This is a genomic window from Thermoanaerobacterium calidifontis (assembly GCF_055381745.1).
Genome location: NZ_AP042436.1, coordinates 1,500,502 through 1,518,710, shown reverse-complemented (window position 1 = coordinate 1,518,710; position 18,209 = coordinate 1,500,502). Strand labels below are relative to the sequence as shown.

The 18,209-nt window shown below is 30.9% G+C and carries 19 protein-coding genes; all 19 read left to right on the top strand.

Features of this window, described 5'->3' with window-relative positions:
* Positions 1-15: 15 nt before the first annotated feature.
* The gene (locus ACZ42G_RS07900; protein ID WP_464849973.1) at positions 16-165 is read left to right on the top strand and encodes a hypothetical protein; all 150 of its coding nucleotides are present in this window, start codon (positions 16-18) and stop codon (positions 163-165) included.
* 143 nt (positions 166-308) lie between these two features.
* Entirely contained in the window at positions 309-833 is a 525-nt protein-coding gene (locus ACZ42G_RS07895; protein WP_464849972.1) for a Panacea domain-containing protein, read from the top strand.
* Positions 834-933: 100 nt separating this feature from the next.
* Positions 934-1,098: a hypothetical protein gene (locus ACZ42G_RS07890; protein ID WP_464849970.1), complete on the top strand. Its 165-nt coding sequence runs from the start codon at positions 934-936 to the stop codon at positions 1,096-1,098.
* Between the two features lie 41 nt (positions 1,099-1,139).
* Entirely contained in the window at positions 1,140-1,523 is a 384-nt protein-coding gene (locus ACZ42G_RS07885; RefSeq protein WP_464849969.1) for a hypothetical protein, read from the top strand.
* Between the two features lie 16 nt (positions 1,524-1,539).
* Entirely contained in the window at positions 1,540-2,211 is a 672-nt protein-coding gene (locus tag ACZ42G_RS07880) for a hypothetical protein (RefSeq protein WP_464849968.1), read from the top strand.
* Positions 2,212-2,498: 287 nt separating this feature from the next.
* A complete protein-coding gene (locus tag ACZ42G_RS07875) occupies positions 2,499-3,665 on the top strand; it encodes an ImmA/IrrE family metallo-endopeptidase (protein WP_464849967.1) in 1,167 nt (388 codons plus the stop codon).
* Positions 3,662-4,156: a DUF4411 family protein gene (locus ACZ42G_RS07870; protein WP_464849965.1), complete on the top strand. Its 495-nt coding sequence runs from the start codon at positions 3,662-3,664 to the stop codon at positions 4,154-4,156. Before ACZ42G_RS07875 ends, ACZ42G_RS07870 begins: the two co-directional genes overlap by 4 nt.
* 149 nt (positions 4,157-4,305) lie before the next feature.
* The gene (locus ACZ42G_RS07865) at positions 4,306-5,586 is read left to right on the top strand and encodes a ParB/RepB/Spo0J family partition protein (protein ID WP_464849963.1); all 1,281 of its coding nucleotides are present in this window, start codon (positions 4,306-4,308) and stop codon (positions 5,584-5,586) included.
* Entirely contained in the window at positions 5,561-6,313 is a 753-nt protein-coding gene (locus tag ACZ42G_RS07860; protein WP_464849961.1) for a hypothetical protein, read from the top strand. Before ACZ42G_RS07865 ends, ACZ42G_RS07860 begins: the two co-directional genes overlap by 26 nt.
* A gap of 16 nt (positions 6,314-6,329) precedes the next feature.
* Positions 6,330-6,530 (top strand): type II toxin-antitoxin system HicB family antitoxin, encoded by a 201-nt coding sequence (locus ACZ42G_RS07855; RefSeq protein ID WP_464849960.1) that lies wholly within the window; start codon positions 6,330-6,332, stop codon positions 6,528-6,530.
* A 358-nt stretch (positions 6,531-6,888) separates the two neighbouring features.
* A complete protein-coding gene (locus ACZ42G_RS07850; RefSeq protein ID WP_464849958.1) occupies positions 6,889-7,572 on the top strand; it encodes a zinc metallopeptidase in 684 nt (227 codons plus the stop codon).
* Positions 7,573-7,657: 85 nt separating this feature from the next.
* Positions 7,658-8,206, top strand: a complete 549-nt coding sequence (locus ACZ42G_RS07845; protein WP_464849956.1) for a hypothetical protein — start codon at positions 7,658-7,660, stop codon at positions 8,204-8,206.
* A 42-nt stretch (positions 8,207-8,248) separates the two neighbouring features.
* Complete coding sequence (locus ACZ42G_RS07840) at positions 8,249-10,381, top strand: preprotein translocase subunit SecA (RefSeq protein ID WP_464849954.1); 2,133 nt, start codon at positions 8,249-8,251, stop codon at positions 10,379-10,381.
* Positions 10,382-10,386: 5 nt separating this feature from the next.
* Entirely contained in the window at positions 10,387-11,229 is an 843-nt protein-coding gene (locus tag ACZ42G_RS07835) for a hypothetical protein (protein WP_464849952.1), read from the top strand.
* 61 nt (positions 11,230-11,290) lie between these two features.
* On the top strand, positions 11,291-13,006 hold the full coding sequence (locus tag ACZ42G_RS07830; protein ID WP_464849951.1) for a radical SAM protein: 1,716 nt from the start codon (positions 11,291-11,293) through the stop codon (positions 13,004-13,006).
* On the top strand, positions 12,957-15,413 hold the full coding sequence (locus tag ACZ42G_RS07825; RefSeq protein WP_464849950.1) for a hypothetical protein: 2,457 nt from the start codon (positions 12,957-12,959) through the stop codon (positions 15,411-15,413). The genes ACZ42G_RS07830 and ACZ42G_RS07825 overlap by 50 nt, the downstream gene beginning before the upstream one ends.
* Before the next feature lie 47 nt (positions 15,414-15,460).
* Positions 15,461-16,108: an AAA family ATPase gene (locus tag ACZ42G_RS07820; RefSeq protein ID WP_464849949.1), complete on the top strand. Its 648-nt coding sequence runs from the start codon at positions 15,461-15,463 to the stop codon at positions 16,106-16,108.
* Positions 16,105-17,289, top strand: a complete 1,185-nt coding sequence (locus ACZ42G_RS07815; RefSeq protein ID WP_464849948.1) for a CpaF family protein — start codon at positions 16,105-16,107, stop codon at positions 17,287-17,289. The genes ACZ42G_RS07820 and ACZ42G_RS07815 overlap by 4 nt, the downstream gene beginning before the upstream one ends.
* The gene (locus tag ACZ42G_RS07810) at positions 17,261-18,199 is read left to right on the top strand and encodes a type II secretion system F family protein (RefSeq protein WP_464849947.1); all 939 of its coding nucleotides are present in this window, start codon (positions 17,261-17,263) and stop codon (positions 18,197-18,199) included. The genes ACZ42G_RS07815 and ACZ42G_RS07810 overlap by 29 nt, the downstream gene beginning before the upstream one ends.
* Positions 18,200-18,209 lie beyond the last annotated feature (10 nt).

Below are 18,209 nucleotides of genomic sequence, written 5' to 3'. Positions count from 1 at the left end.
ACGTGTGAACAAATGATGAGCAGCAGAAATGTATGCTCTAATGCAGAACACAACCACTCTGGCGTATCTTCTTTGAAGTACGTACAGGGAATCCTCCACTTCTATAAGTGGAGGAGGACGTCAAGGCAGGCTGGACTGCAAAGAAACAGGCATTGCATGACATGATGGCTGGAACGTTGGTGCTGAAAAGAACATAGCAGGTACTTAAAAGGTGCCTGCTTTTCTTTGTATGTGAAAGTTGAGATACAAAAATAATTAGTCTGTTAATATGAAAAAAGAAATTTTAAATGTAAAAGATGGTGGTAAACATGGATGAAAAAGGACTATATAACGCTATTGACATAGCACAGTATGTTATTAATTATTCTATAGAAAAAGGCAAGCCTATTAGAAATTTAAAATTGCAGAAATTAATGTATTATATTCAGGCAGCTTTTTTGGTGGAGAAAAATACTCCTTGTTTCAAAGAAAGTATAATAAATTGGAGACATGGACCAGTAGTTAAGGAGGTTTATGATAAATATAAAGATTATGTTGATGATGTGATTGATGATAAACAATATGGATATTATGATTTGTTTTTAGATAAAGAAAAATTTAAGTTTAAGGCTAATTTCATTGAGTTTCATCCTGAAAAAATTTCAAATGATGATAAAAGAGTGATAAATGAAGTTGTGGACAGCTTTATAGATTTTGATGCTTGGACGTTGGTATACAGAACACTTGACGAAGATCCATGTAAAGCAGACAGTAAAAGAGATGAAATTATTTCTAATGAAAGCATAAAAAGATATTTTGAAGAAAATAAAGACAGGATTTATGCAGGTACGTAATTGTGCTTGTTTTTTTTATGTCCGTCAAAGACTAACAGGCAGGAACATTGATATACTGCCTGTACGGACATATAAAAATATTAAAAGGTTTTGATAATATATGATTAAGGCTTACAAAAAAGGTGATGTAATTTTCATCCAAGGTATAAGAACATGGAAAGAACTTGTCAGTCTTGTTAAACGTGCTGAAAAGGCTGGATATAAGTATGTAGGCTATCACAATATAGAGCCTATTGGAGACGTGGCGGTATTTGAAAAAAAGTAATAATATGTATTTAATAAAAATCGAAAACAGGAGGTAATAAAATGGCTGATAAAAATTTCATAAGGCTTTTAAATAAAATTCATACATTAAAGCCTTCTGACAAAAAAGAAAAACTCCTCATTAAGGCTCTTGTAATATCAGAAATAGGCGAATTAGGCATATCAAAACATCTCATAGATGATATAGTCGAAAACAGAATACAAATAAAAGATCCTACATATAAACGAATAAGTTACTGCTATTTTTGTGACAAAGAAATAGAATATAAAATCAAGTATAAAGAAGTTTCTTTGCAAGTTGATAATAAAACAGTCAGCTATATTGCTAAAATTCCTCAATGCAGTGAATGCGGAAACGAAATGGATATACCTGAAATAGATGATGAGAATATAAAAATAGTTCATAAAAAATTAATCAGTAAATAGCAAAGGAGTGTAAACAATGGTATTGATATATACAGGTTTAGATGATCTTGATAACAAGCTTAAACAAATATTTAATGAAACTAAAATAGATTCACGTATAGTTTTTTATGAAGAATACCCGCTGCAAGAAGAAAAAGCTGATGTAGTTATTATATCGGCTCGGACAAAAATTAAATTGCCTTTAAAGGACTATTTGTTTGCTTTAAGGCAGCGTGATAAACGTGTAATTCTGCTTTTGGATAACGAGAAAAATGAAAATTTAGGATATGCACTTGCATTAGGAATATACGATATTATTTTTGATACAATAACGCCTGATAAAATTATAAATCGTGTAAAAAATCCAGCAAAATTTTCAGACGTGCAAGAACTTTATTTAGGCTTAAAAGGAAAAGTAAGTTTTTCTGGAGAAGAAGTGATAAAAACTGATAAGGAAACTGATGTAAAGATAGAAAACAAAACTGAAACAAAGCCAGAAGTTAAGCTTGAAATTAAACCTGCTGTAGAACCTAAAAAGGAACCTGAAATTGTTAAGAATGTAATTGAAATTGACGTAAATAAGCAGAATATGGCAATAGACCAGATTGAAGGCATGATGAAGCTTTTAGGATACAAGCTAAAAGAAAAAAAGGACGTTAATGGTGCTTTATTAGAACTTGAACAGGTTTTAATTGAGGAAATAGTGTAAAAAGGTTCATAAAAGATATTTCCTGAATTTGTTGAATATAAGATTTAAAATAATTGAATAAAATAAAAATAGTTAAAATTAAACAAAATTAAAAATAAAATAATCTAACAGAGAGCCAATGAGACTAAATAATGATAATTTAAAAAATATAGAGGTTGCATTTATATATAATTGAGATTTATACTTTAGAAAAAAGAAAATAGTTTATTTTTAAATGGTGTTAGAAATGTGAAACGAATTTGGGATTTTTAATGGTGGTTATGCATGAGGAGGTGAATATAAGTTCTATGGTTGAAATAGATGTAAGTCCTAGTGTTCTTTATTGGGCTTTAAATAGAACAAAAGAAGAGATTGTTATTAGGGAGAAATTTCCACAAATTTCTGAATGGTTAAATAAAAAAAGTAATCCTACGTTGCGTCAGTTAGAGAGATTATCTAAAATGACTCATGTGCCACTCGGTTATTTTTTTCTACATGAACCACCTAAAGAAGAATTGCCTGTTCCATATTTTCGTAGTATTGATAAGCAATCTATTTATAAACGACAGTTTAGTTCGGAACTTATTGAAACTGTACAAACTATGAAACTGAGGCAAGATTGGATGCGTGAATATCTTATTGAGCAAGGTCAAGAACCTTTAGATTTTATTAACTCCGCAAAACTTCAAGATGATCCTTATCAAGTTGCTAAAAATATTAGGAACGTATTAGGACTAAAAGAAGGATGGGCAAATAATTTGTCTAGTTGGACTTTAGCATTACGAGAATTGCAAAAAAAAATAGAAGATATAGGAATTATTGTGGTTGTTAATAGTATTGTAGGAAACAATACACATCGCAATCTTGATGTGGAAGAATTTCGAGGCTTTGTGTTGGTAGATGAGTATGCACCTTTAATATTCATAAATGGTGCAGATTTTAAGGCTGCTCAAATGTTTACTCTTGCACATGAATTGGCACATCTATGGGTTGGTATGAGCGCAGTTTTTGATTTGAAAGAACTTGAGCCTGCTAATGATGAAATGGAACAATTTTGTAATTATGTAGCGGCAGAATTTTTAGTACCTAAAGATGAATTTCGTGCAATTTGGTCTAGTATGTCTTATGAATTAAAGTATTTTGAATATTTTCAAGAATTAGCTCGATATTTTAAAGTTAGTGAATTAGTTGTTGCACGTAAAGCTCTTGATATTGGTTATATTACGAAAAAACATTTTAAAGAATTTTATAATAGCTATCAAACTCAAAAAATATTAGATAATCATAATACTAATAGTGGTGGGGATTTTTATATAAATCAGAATTTTCGCCTTGGTCGACGTTTTGCTGAAGCTGTGATAAGTGCTGTTAGAGAAGGTAAAATTTTATATCGTGAAGCTTACCAACTTACAGGACTTTATGGAGATACTTTTGATAAATATGCAAAATCACTTGGATTCGGAGTTTTTGAATGACACGTATTTATGCTTTAGATGCTAATGTATTTATAGAAGCTTCACATCGTTATTATGCCTTCGATATTGCACCAGCTTTTTGGGAAGCCTTGGTTGAAAATGCTAAAAAGGGAAATATAGTTACTATTGATCGTGTAAAGCAAGAAATAGAAAGAGGACATGATTCATTAAGTTTGTGGATGAAAAATAATTTTTGTCATTGGTGTGACTCCACCAATGATGAAGATATTGTTAATATTTATGGTGATATAATGAAATGGGTTGAAAAACAGAAACAGTTTTTTGATAAGGCTAAATATGATTTTGCGTGGGGTGCAGATGGTTGGTTAATTGCTTATGCAAAAGCTAAAAGAGCTGTGGTTGTAACTCATGAAGAATATAATTCAGATATTAAAAAAAGAGTTCCTATACCTAATGTTTGTAAAGAATTTAAAGTTCCATATATAAATACATTCCAAATGCTTCGTGATTTAAATATAAAATTTAAATAATTATTTAATGTGTTTATATTTTTTAGGAAAGTAAGAGTAGGCTTAAATGCCTGCTTTTTTAATGTCTACTTCACCTCCTTTGACGAGCAGGCTTAAGTGCCTGCTTTTTTAATGTGCATAAAAGTTTTTAAAGAAAGGAGTTTTGTTTTATGCCAATTAAGATTAAAGTTGAACTTTTAAAGGTACATCCACGTAACAAAGAGTTTTTTGATGACATGGAAGGTGACAAATGGAAAGACTTTGTCGAAAGCATTAAAACTAGCGGTATTATACAGCCTTTAATAGTGACTGATGATTATGTTGTCATTTCAGGGCATCAAAGACTTAAAGCTGCAAAAGAATTAGGCTTGACAGAAGTACCTTGCGAAGTACATGAGTATAATGACAAAGATGGTATCACTGCGGAAGATTGGAAGCTGAAAGATTTACTTGAATCAAACCTTATGCAACGTGGTATAGGAAATATTAATCCTATGAAGTCAGCAAGATGCATAGGCGAGCTTAAGAGAATTTATGATATTAAGAAAGGTAATAACCAATATTTAGGAGATGGAAGGCTCACCGTGAGCCATCCATTAAAAACTGAAAAAGAACTTGCTGATAATTTAGGGATATCAAAAAGTCATTTAAAAAAATTAAATCAACTTAATAATCTAATACCGCCGTTCCAGAACCTTGTTGAGTTCGGCAGTGGTGAAAATAGCCTGCCATTAAAATTAGCGATATTTCTCGCTTCACGTACCAAAGAAGAACAGGAAGAACTTTATAAAGCATTTGGTAACACAATAGGCAAGTACAAAAAGACAGAAATAGAGCAGTATCAAAAAGATATGGAAGAAATGCGCAGAAAGATGTCTGATATGCAGAACCTAACAAGGTCATTAACACAACAAAAACAAGAGTTAGAAAAACAGAAATTAGAGCTTGAAGAAAGGCTTAAAAATGTAAAACCTGAAGTGATAGAAAAAGAACCTGATGATTACCAGGAACTTAAAGACACTTTAAGAACTATTAAGGAACAATCGAAACGTGTTGAAGAACGTCTAAAAGAACTTGAAAATGAACGTCAGAATCTTGAAAGAGAAAAGCAAGAATATTTAAAGGCACTTGAGGACTTAAAGGCAAGAAATAAGAAGCTTGAAAAAGAAAATCAAGAGTATCTTAATAAGCTAACTGATTATGACCATGTGTATGCAGAACAAAGAATTAATTATAATCTGACAAAAGAAATATCGGACTTTATTGGTTCTGTTAAAGAATATACTGAAAAAATAGACGTGCTTTTAAATAGTAAAGGAGATATGAATGACAAGAATGTTGAAATACTTGTACAAAGGCTTGCAAATACGCTTGATGAAGCTCTACAAAGGATTGATAAATGGAATACAAAAGGAGTGATGGATGTTGAGTACCGAATTATTAGCAATTAATCCTGATTCTTATATATTTAAACAGACTGAAGAAAAAGTTAGAAAAGAACTTAATGTGGCTTTTGAGATATTTATAGCAAGACAATATTCCTGTATCCACTATTCGGATCTGATGGACGATATGCCTGACGAACTGGCTTCAAAAGACAGGCTGATAAAATGGCTTAATGATGCTAAATACAAAGGAAAAATATCGAGAAAAGGCGTAATAACTTTGTATAGAGAGAAAAATCCTCAATACTTTAAAAATGGCATATGGCAGGCAAGTTCATTTTGTAATTTTGTATTATTCATGAAAGAAACCTTGCTGGATAAACAATATACAAAAAAACAGGAAATCGCAGATACTTTTAAGAGATCTTTTCAGAATGACGAGTGGTACAATTCTGCTGTTGCAGTGGCAGGTGCAAAGCTGTTAGAGGATTTGTATGACAGACATGCATTGCTGACTGATACTGCAAGAGCGTATATAAGAGAAGTTAAGCTTTCGAGGCAGATGCTTTCCAGAGTTGGAAAAATAATAGGCAGAGATGGCAAGAACCATGATATAAGCGATCTTAAGGAAGATATGACAGACATAATTGAGCATGTCTTTAAAGAAGCTCTTAAAAATGCCTTTCAGTTGTATGCTGACAAGCCTGAACAGAAATGTTATTTGAAATATGAAAAGGCTATTAGGCAAAATTTAATGGACATACAGAATTCAGAATTGTTGTTATTGACGTAGAAAAGAGGTGATGACAATGCCAAAAAAGGACAATAAGGTTGAGATTATTAAACTAGAAGATGACGAAGGCTATTTGGCGTACGTGTCTAAACCGCCTAACTGCATGGGGTATGGCAAGACGCCTGAAGAAGCCTTAATGAATCTGAATGATACTATCAAATACTTAATTAAGACAGCAAAGGAACTGGAAAAAGTCAAGATAAGTAAGGTGATATAAATGTTTAAGGACAATGCTCGAATTAAGGTTGTTAAAATTAACTTTAAGGATTGTGGAGGTGAACTTTTTTTTGCTAGCTTGATTGACTATCCTCGATATTCAGGCTCTGGCAAAACTTCTGAAGAAGCAATTCGAGATCTGTATCATAAGGTTAAATGTCAAATAGAAGAAGCAAAAGAGCTGGAAAGGCTGCTATAAGTGGTATGCGCATACCTTAAGTTGTGGATAAACATGTGCATAAGCCTGTTGATAAGTTAATAAAAGCTGTGAATAGGCGGGTTTAATACCTGCTTTTTTATGGAGGTGATAAATTGAAAATCAATTTAAAATCAAAATTTAAAAAGGAGGTAATAAAAACATGTTTTGGACTGTGACAACGGTGCTTCTTATACTTTCTTTGATAATTGCAACATATGCAGAAATAAATGTAAGACATACTTTTAAGAAATTTTCTCAAATTGACAACAGCTATGGATATACCGCAGAGGAAATAGCAAGAAAAATATTAGACAGCATGAATCTATATGATGTGGAAATCGAAAAGATAAATGGTAGCTTAACTGATCATTATGATCCAAAGGCAAAAGTATTAAGGCTTTCTGAATCTGTTTATGGAAACAGATCAATGGCAGCAATAGGAGTTGCTGCACATGAGGCAGGACATGCAATACAACATGCAAAAAATTATATGCCTTTAAAAGTAAGAAATGACTTTTTTCCAATTGCTAAACTAGGCAGTAATCTTTCTTATCCATTGATTTTTTTAGGTCTTATTTTGGGAAGCTCTGGAACTGTATTAATTAATCTTGGCATAGTTTTTTTTACAATGGCGGTTTTGTTTCAGATTATTACCTTGCCTGTGGAATTTAATGCAAGCAATAGAGCAATAGCACTTCTTCAGTCAAATGCATTGTTTTCAGAAGAAGATATTAAGCCTGCACGAAAAGTTTTAAAAGCTGCTGCGTTGACTTATGTTGCTGCTGCATTGGTTTCTATTTTGCAATTAATAAGATTAATTCTTATAGGAGAAAAGAAAAAATGATAAAAAATAAGAGAAAAGTAGGTTTGATACCTGCTTTTTTTATGGAGGTGATAATTTGAAAAGTAAAATATTCAAACTAGCGATATTGCCTGCTCTAATAGTTCTAGTAATAACGTTTGTAATAATCAGTACGCAAACATCAACAAGTACAGTAGTAATTGCTAAAACAAATATAAGTTCAGGAACGGTAATAACAAATGATAATGTAAATGAACTATTAACTACAAAAACAGTGTCTACGTCAAGTGTTCCTGAAGGCGTTATTAAAACCACAAAAGATGCGTTAAATAAAAAGATTAATGTAACACGTTTAAAAGGTGATTATATTTTTCAGGACTCTTTTAAAGAAACAAAAACAAAGTTAGAAAACGGTGATGTTTTAATACCTGTTGAAATACCAGCTTCTTTAAAAGATTTTATTGCAGGCAATTCAGTATTGACAATACAAACATTGTCAAATTCTCCTGATGTACCAGCACAAACAATTGAAAGCTTGACAGTAGAAACAGTAATCAACGTGAATGACTCATTAGGCAAACACATATATGCAATATTAAAAACGACTAAGGATAAAGCTGTTGCTTTAGCACCATTTTTAAACAATAAAAGCTATCAAGTGATTGTAGAAAAATAGCAAGGTATAATGCCTTGCTATTTCTTTTGGAGGAGAATTGCTATGCTTTATAAATTTATAAATAAAATAAGAGTGAAAAATATTTATAGACAAATTAAAAAAATAAAGAAATATAACGTCGAAAATATGTCTAATGAAGATTTAAAACAAGCATATAAAGAATCTCAAAATATTATTTGCAAACTTGCTATTGTACAAGAAGCAGTATATAGAATATTAAAAATAAGACCTTATAGAGAACAGTTAATGTGTGCTTATGCTTTATATAAAGGACATATAGCAGAAATGCCTACAGGAGAAGGAAAAACTTTGGTGGCAGCGATAGCAGCACTTTTATTAAATGATACTGTGCATATAGTGACAATTAACGACTATCTTGCTAAAAGAGATTATACATTAATGAAACCTTTATATGATTTCTTTGATATTCACGTTGACTATAATAATAAAGAAAAAAATAAACAAGAATTATATGCTAAACAGGTAGTATATACGTCTAGTAGTGAACTTATATTTGACTATTTAAGGAATGAATTAAAATCTATGTTTCAGTTTCCTTTAAACAATGTGATAATAGATGAAATAGACTTTGTTTTGTTAGATAATGCATTATCAAAATTTTCTATTGCAACAGGTAAATACGAAAACATAAATATAGAAAATTTTAAAATAGCAAAAGAAATAATGCCTATGTTTAAGTGCAAAGAAGTTAGTAAAAGAAATTTTAATAGCTACGTTGAAGAAAAAAACATACATTGTGTTTATTCGGAATATTATGGTACTGCATATTTTACAGAAGAAGGCATGAAACTAATTGAGAAAATTTTTGGTAAAGATATATTTTATAAAAACATTGATTTGTACAGGACACTCCTTGCTACTATTGAGGCGAATCTGCTATTTGAGAATGGCAGAGATTATATAGTCAAAGATGATAAAATAATCTTAATAAACCGTGCTAATGGAAGAAAAATGATGGATAGCAAGCTTGATGCCTATTTGCATACAGCAATAGAGATAAAAGAAAATGTTCCAGTAACACTGAAAAATTCTCTTAATTATAGCATGTCATATCAGGTATTTTTTAGAAAATATAAAAATATGGTCGGAATGAGTGGTACTATATATTCAGCGTATAAAGAAATTGAAGAAATGTATAAGGTGCCAACAATTATAATACCAAGCCATAATAAAAACAAAAGGTTAGATTATAGAGATTTGATCTTCAATACAAAAAAAGAAAAATATGAATATCTGTCTTACTATTTAAAATATAAATGGGACAAAAAACAGCCTGTATTAATAGTTACAGGATGTGATTCAGAGTCTAATAAAGTATATGAAATGCTTAAAAGCAATGGCATTAAAGCTAATCTATTAAATTCATATACTGAAGATTTTGAAGATGAAATAATAAATAGTGCTGGAATACACAGTGTAATTACAGTGTCGACAAACATGGTTGGTCGAGGAACTGACATAAAAATTGATGAAGAAGCAAAAAAGAAGAATGGCTTAAAATTGATATGTTTAAGTAGGTTTTTGGATAAAAGAATAGATGATCAGGTCAGAGGACGTACAGCAAGGCAGGGAAATATCGGTGAATGTGTTTTTTATGTATCTTTAGAAGATGAAATATTCGATTATATGAATAGTCATGAATATAGAAAATTTGTTAAACTTACAAAAACTACAAAACGGGATGTAACAAAAATACTTGACAAAATTCAAGAAGATATAAATATAAGGAATTATAAAATACGTAAAGTGAATTTTGTTTTAGATTTAGTATTAGAACAACAAAAAATGTCTATGGAAATATGGAAAAAATATCTCAAAGGACAAAGTATAAATTTCATATTAGAACATAAAAAAGGTATGCCTACTGAAAAGCTGATTTATGAGAATTATTTAATATTTGGTAAAGAACTTTCAACTAAACTTTATATAAACCTTGTCGATTATATTATTGATGAGCAGTATTTATTTCTTCGAAGTGATATGGAAGATATAAAGCATTATTTGCAGTATTATAATTTATCTGAAAAAGATGCTATTACTGAATATGAAAGAATATGCAATAAACAATTCGATATGTTCAAAGACATCACTTTGGAACTGATTGAAAATCACTTTGCTACTGCTAAAATTGATAAAATTAGATGGGGAGGTTGATATTGATGAAAAGAAGAATAATAATTATTTCACTTCTTATTTTATCAATCATAATTTTTTCATTTGCTTATGCGGAAAGTAATGATCAAAAAATTTCTAATTCTAGTACGACACTTGTTAATACGTCGGATTTACTTCCTAACAAAGTTGCAGGATATCCTGATGTAAAAATTTATAAGGCCAATGTTAAAATATATATTGAAAATAAACTGGTTGATTTTGAAAAGATTTATGGTGCACCTGTTATAAGCATTAATGGAAGAATAATGCTTCCTGCAAGAGCATTTACTTATTATGTTAATGGCATAATGAGCAATTCAGATGGTACGCCACATAATTCAACGTATGTTCAATATTATCCAGATATGCAATTTAAAACCGACATACCTAAAATGGTAAGAACAGATGACATAAAAAATGCAACATGGATCATGTTGCAATATGATATACCAAATTCAAATTATGAATATCATGCTAATATGATGCAAAACTTTCAATGTGCAACGTCTTATTACCAAAAGCATGGCGATCCAATAGAGATTTCACATAAGACTTATAAAATAGATATTCCTCCGCTGGTAACTGATATAAATGGAGGAACATCGTATTTGCCTTTAAGAGTGCAAGCATACTTATTTGGTTTTGGCGTTAAATATGATGCACAAAATAATGCAGTTTATATAAGTAAAGATATAACACAGGAATTTGGAGATGGCATAGAACTGTTGAAAAATGAACCGCAATATCAGGATCAATATATTGGTGAGAATGTGGATATGTATATAAATTATGGTACTTATCTTCAAAATGGACAAATTTATAATATTCCTGTGTGGAACGGAAAATAAATAATTCTTCCATATAAAGAATCACTTTAAAAGTGGTTCTTTTTTTGTGGAGGTGTTTATGATGAATTATAAAGAAAAAATAAAAAAATATTTTGAAGATAATAAAATAAAGGCTAACATAGATGATGAGTTTAAAAAAATAGTAATTGTAACAGATAATCATGATAAATGGTTATATTTTGCAAAACGTGTAAATGAAAATGATAAAATTATAAATGTTAAAGGTACAGATAAAGAACATATCGAAGTAACATTTGATAAGAAGGACGAGAGTGCATATCAACAGTTTTATAATAAACTTTTAAAAAAATATTATCTTGTTGCACCAAAATTAAAATATTTTTCAGTCTTGATAAAACCAACACATAGATGTAATCTTGACTGTAAATATTGTTACGATAAGCCTTACAGAGAGAAAATAAAGAATGACATGTCATTTGCAACATTAGACAGGATATTAAAACTTTTGTCAGAATACACGGAACGATTGCAGCTTATTTGGCATGGCGGAGAGCCTACTATGGTTGGTATACAGTGGTATATAAAAGCTTATGAAGAAGTAATATCAAAATATCCGATGCTTGAAATAGATTCTTATATAATGTCTAATGGTATTAATTATAATGAAAAATGGTTTAACATTTTTAAGCAATATAAGATTTCTCCTGGCATGTCTTACAATGCAATGTATCAAGAAAAATTAAGAGTGTCGAATCAGAAAAATCAAAATTCAAAAGCTGATAAAAAAATAAATCAAAAGTTGGAAGATATATTAAAACTTTCTTCTGAAATTGGTCCTAAAATAGGTACGATAGATGTAATAACAAAAGAAAATTATAAGGATCAAATTCAAATATATGAATACTATAAAAAAATCGGTATTAGTACCAGTATGAATATGGTATTTCATACAAAACAGACAGAAAAAAATGATCTAGAATTATCACCTGAAGAATATGAAAAGGAATTTATAAAGTATTTTAAATACTGGCTGTATGATAAAAATGGTGCTTATGAACGTTCCGCTGCTGAAATGCTTTCAATTGTTATTGGTGATATGAATGGCGCAACTTGCAGAAATCACGATTGTCGTTATCATTGGATAGGTATAAATCCGTTAGGAGAGATTTATCCTTGTGACAGATATTATCCTGAAAAATATAAAATGACTACAGTGTTTGATATAAACAGTATTGATGAAGTATTCATCACTGAAGGCTATAAAACTTATGTAAAAGAAATACAACAGCGTTTTGATACAACTTGCAAAAAGTGCGGTTATTGGTTTGCCTGTCATGGAGGTTGTAATGCTTCTGCTATTGAGTCCACTGGAAGTGCTGCTGGAGTTGAAAAAAACTATTGTGAGTTTTTTAGGCGTGCATATAATGATGTTTATGATGTATTGAGAAATGTGGATATAATACACGATAAAAACCTAAATCCCTATGCAAGAGATATTATGATAAATAAAGGCTTTTATAGTGTTAAGAATATTTATGAGGTATTAAGAGAACTTGGCAGGAATATCTCATTAACATATAATAAAAATGATCTTTTAAATTGCTCTGAATATAAAATTTTTAGGAATATTAATTTTATGACAGACACAGGTACAAAGTATAGTTTTCATGTTGACATTATTAAATCGCAGAAAACTAAAGATATAAAAATTAATGAACAAAAGCGAAAGGAGGACTTGATAAAATATTTGATGGAGGTGGCAAAAGATGCCTATAATGACCGAGTTTCAGAATTTTGCGGTAATGGCAGTGTTTGATACTACTGCCTTTCAAAATTTTATTAAAAGTGTGCAAGACACTCAAAGAAATCAACCGCAGACTGAAATAGTAAATACACATACAGATATTAATCCTCATACAGACAACATGCCTCATGCAGATTCTCTAGGAACATATAATCAATATTCACAACACAGCGATACAGGACATTATCATTATGACAGTACGCCTCATACTAATGGAACTGGAACTCACACCGACAGCATTCCGCATACAGATTCATATACTCAATCTAACAGTCATAGTAATAATAATTCAGAACATTATGATTTGCCTGGAGGTTCACATACTGACACACATTCAGATGCTAATACTCATTATAATAATGGCTCATATGGTGGCGGGCATTTTGATGTCCATGATAACCGTGCTATTCACAGTGATGGTTATGCTCATACTGATAGATACAATCAATGGAATACTCATACAAATACTTACGGAAGTCATACTGACAGCTATTCTCATAATGATTATTATGGCAGCCATAGTGACAGTCCGTCTACTCACGGTGATTCTTATCCTCATACCGATTATACACCGCATACTGATACAACAAGCCATACAGACACAACAAGCCATACGGACACTGGATTTAACCATGATAATTTTGTTCCGTCAGCACCAGCATTTTTTAATGTAGATACAGTGTTAAAAGGAACTGTAACGATTGGACTTTATAGTTATGATAAAAATATTGATGGATATGGAACGCAGGATATAGGAAGTAAAATAGTATATTATGATTTATATATAAGAAAAGTTATGAATTTAGATGGTTCCAGCAGTGTGTCTGCATGGACAACGTTAATTAACAATCAAATTCAGGAATCTGACGGCGGATTAACATATAACCTAAATACAATTGATCCGTTGAATACAGGAAATACAACTGTCGGTGCTTGTGATGGATATTACGAGATTAAGGCTGTTGCAAGAAATTTGCCTATAAATGGAGTTACTTATCAAAGTCAAGAACAAACCGTAACTGTTTTGATAAGACAAGATGCTGCACCTACACTAACAGTGCAAAATGGAAATGAATTTATTAATTTTATTTTTGGATATAACGGTGCTTTATCACCTGACAGTGTGTATAAAAAATATGGCAGCTTGTATCCTGATGCAAATTCATCACAACAGAATGGAATATTTGTGAGATTTACTATGAATGATGCAGATACTGATAACTGGCAAAAAGGTCAGGCATACTTAATAGACAGCAACGGAAATCCAATAGCAGGCACTACAGTAGATATTATCTGGGACAACGGAAGCACAATAACAAGTTCAAACGGACAAAATAAAACGGGTTATGCCTTTATACCAGCAAGCGCATTTACTTCACAAGGTATAAGCTATAAAAATGCAAAAGTTGTATTAAAAGTGCAGGATTTTCTTGACTCTAATTGTACACGGCCAGCAGGTGCAACAATAGTGCAATCAACAGTATCAAGTACAGATCAGACACAATTGCTTGTTAATATTGATGTTGTCAAGCCTAGTGCAACACTCCTTCAAACAAAGAAAAATTCTGATAACAGCTTAACTGCTTACTACTATATTATTGATGATTTTCCTAATAATGTTCAAACAGCCGAATATGCAGTAACTAATTCATCATCAATGCCACAAACATGGCAGACTGCTGCGCCTTATCAAACGATAACCAATACAATTAATCAGGATGGTACTTGGTATATACATTATCATGCAATTGATAAACTTGGTAACGAAACTTATGGATATTTTGGACCTTGTACAGTTGACGTAACAGCACCTACAATAAATGCTTCATATGTTATAAACAGTAATAATATCAGTATAAATGTTAGTGCTAAAGATGACGTAAGTGGAGTTGATAAAATCGTAGTTGAAGGTGTAGGTACTTCTCAAAATGCAAATAATGTAAATCCATATACGGCAACATTTACGGTACCAGCAGTTGAAAAAACTTATATAATTGACGCTTACGATAAGGCGGGCAACAAGGCAACTACTACACTTACCGTAATTCCAATATCATTAACTCCATCAATGCAAACTGTTTATGCAGCAGGGCAGGCAATGATAGTGCAAGTAAATGTCACTGGAAATCCTGATAGTATAACAGCTCAAATGTGGTATAACTCAAATGATTATGTTAACATAGGAACAACAACATTGATAAATGAAGGTAATGGACTGTGGTGCACAAGACATAATCTTTCACAAGGATATGACAAAGTTGTTATAATTCCGAAGAATACACCTGATGGCACGTATAATATAACTGTAACAGCTACTAAAACTGTAAACAGTCAATTATCAACAAAATCAATAACAATACCAATAACAGTAAAAGGAACAATATATGACTATTATCATAGTGAAATTAATGGACAATAGACAGGCTTTGACCTGTCTAATTTATTTTGGAGGTGTAATAAGAAAAAATGATAATATCAATATTTTCACCAAAAGGTGGAGTGGGAAAAACGACGTTAACTCTGGCACTTGCAAATATAATTTCAAAAGAGAAAAAAACATGCGTGGTAGAATATGATTTTTCACCTGGAGATTTTCCTGCCTTATTAAGTGTTTCTGAAACTAAAAATATTTTAAATGCGTTAAATGATTTAGATGGTTCAATACAAAGACCTGAAGGTAGAAATTATGATGTTATAGTAGGTGCATATCCTGATGACTATGAAAAAATTAGTTCAAATGATATTATGCAGCTCGTAAGTGAACTAGAAAAAAGATATGATGTAGTCTTGTTCGATATTCAGCCTGGTTTTATAGAAAGTTGTATAGATGTTATGGGAAAATCTGAAAAAGTTATATTGGTAGTAGAAGATGAATTAAGAGTCGCTGCAAGAGTGAACAGTTTTTTGGATTGGCTTAAAATCAATGAATTAAGTGACTTAAGCAACTATTTTTACATTAAAAACAAAAGCGTGTCTAATCAGTTACAATACATTGATAAGATACGCTATAAACTTCCGATTTTGTATTCTGTGCCTTTTATAAAAAAGTTAAAAGGTATAGATGACAAACATCTTATGAAATACATGATAAAAGCAAAGGAGTTGATTTTGTGAGTCTGACAGAAAGAATACAGGAGATAAAAAAAGGAGTGAATTTTTATAAGGATCAGCTTTTACTTGATTATGTGCGCAATAAAGTTTTGCAGTATGATGTTGCAGGAAACGTAACAGAAACTAGAAAACTTTGTGATAGGTTTGTTGAAGAATACTGTAATGAACACTATACAGATGTACCTGATAAAAATTTATATGATTACGTGTATAATCTATTATTCGGATTAGGACCTATCGAAAAACATTTAAAAAATCCTGATGTAACTGATATATGGGTAATGGGAACAAATATTATTTATATGGAAAATGGCGAGAAAAAAGAAGATACAGAAAGTTTTATGAGTAACGAAGATGTAATAAGAGTAATTGAAAAAATTGCAGGACAAACATATCCTCCGCAAGTAATAAATGCGCAGATTCCTTCGGTGGATGCAGAGCTTTACGATGGTTCACGTGCACTTTTGATAGTTCCTCCTGAATCGTTGGTTCCAGTGATTACAATAAGGAAGCATACAAGCAATGCAAAAAGCTTGGAAGAATTAAGAGGTGGATATATAAACTTAACAGATGACATGATAGAGTATTTTAAAAACATTGTAAAAGAAAGAAAAAATATACTTGCAGTAGGACAGACAGGTTCTGGTAAAACAACGTTTTTAAATGGACTTACATTTTATATTCAGCCTAAACATGTTGTGGCGTTGTTGGAAGATACAAGAGAAATGAGTATACCTTTAAAATACGTGTATAGCTTTAAAATAAGGAAAGGAACTGAAGATACAAAGCCAATTACATGGACAAACATACTCAATGATTGTTTAAGAGCGAATCCTAACAGAATTATAATAGCAGAAATACGTACTCCTGAAGCTGCTTATGAATTTTTGGATACTTTAAATTCAGGACATAAAGGTTCAATGACAACAATACATGCTTCAAGTACGGTGTTAGCACTTCAAAAACTTGAAATGAAGATAAAAGAGTATAAAAACATGGATGATCGTTCTTTAAGGACATTAATATCAAATACAATTGATGTAATAGTATATCTTGATGTTTTAGAAAATGAGGAAGGCGACAATATTGGCAGAGTTATAAAAGAAATAGTTGAGGTAAAAGGACTAAATTCTGATAATACGTATGATTTAGATTATGTTTATAAATACGAAGAAAGCAGGTGATATTTTGATAATAAGTGTGTTTGCTGCTGTATTAGTCTTTTTATTAGGACTTACTTTTCTTGCAATAAACGATTATAAAAAATACCGTATACAGATACGTTTAAATAGACAGTTAATAAAGCCTGAAGAAGTGCATTACAGTATGTTTCAGGGACTCGGAAAGTTTTATGATAAGCTTACTGAAAGCCTTGTCAGTGCTGGCATAAAAATAAAAACTGATGATTTTATACTTTATTTTTTATATGTTTCATTATTGTTATTTGTTGCAGCTATGCTTAAATTTGGCTTTATGTATGCATGTTTGTCAATTGTTATACTTGTTGTTTTGATTAAATTTTTCTTAAATAACCGTAAATCAAGTATTAGATTTAGAACTGAAAAAGAGTTTGGAACGTTTGCGACAGATTTAGCTGTTGTTTTGAGAGTAAATCCTAATTTTATATCAGCCTTAATAGACGTTTCAAAACATACTAGACCAATATTGAGAGAGCATCTTGATCGTGTTATAACAAATATTAATTCTGGAACAACTGTAGAAGAAGCCTTGTTAAAATTTAAAGAAGAAGTTATATATTCAAGTATCATAATATCGTGGATTGATAATGTACTTTATGCAATGATGACTGGTGCAGACTTAATTGATGTTTGTATAAGTTCAGCAGAGAGAATAAATAAAAAACTTCAAAGAGGAATGAAAATAAAATCACTGACTGCAAATACAAAAGGCGTTATAATTGCAGTATTAGGTGTTATTTGTATATTTATACCAATATTAATTTTTAGCTCACCAGATTTTCAGGCTGCATATTCAACTCCATTAGGACATATTATTTTGTCTGTTGTTATAGGTATTTTTGTCGTAACTACTTATGTAATTCTTAAATCAATTGATAACATGGCCAAAATGTAGGAGGTGGATA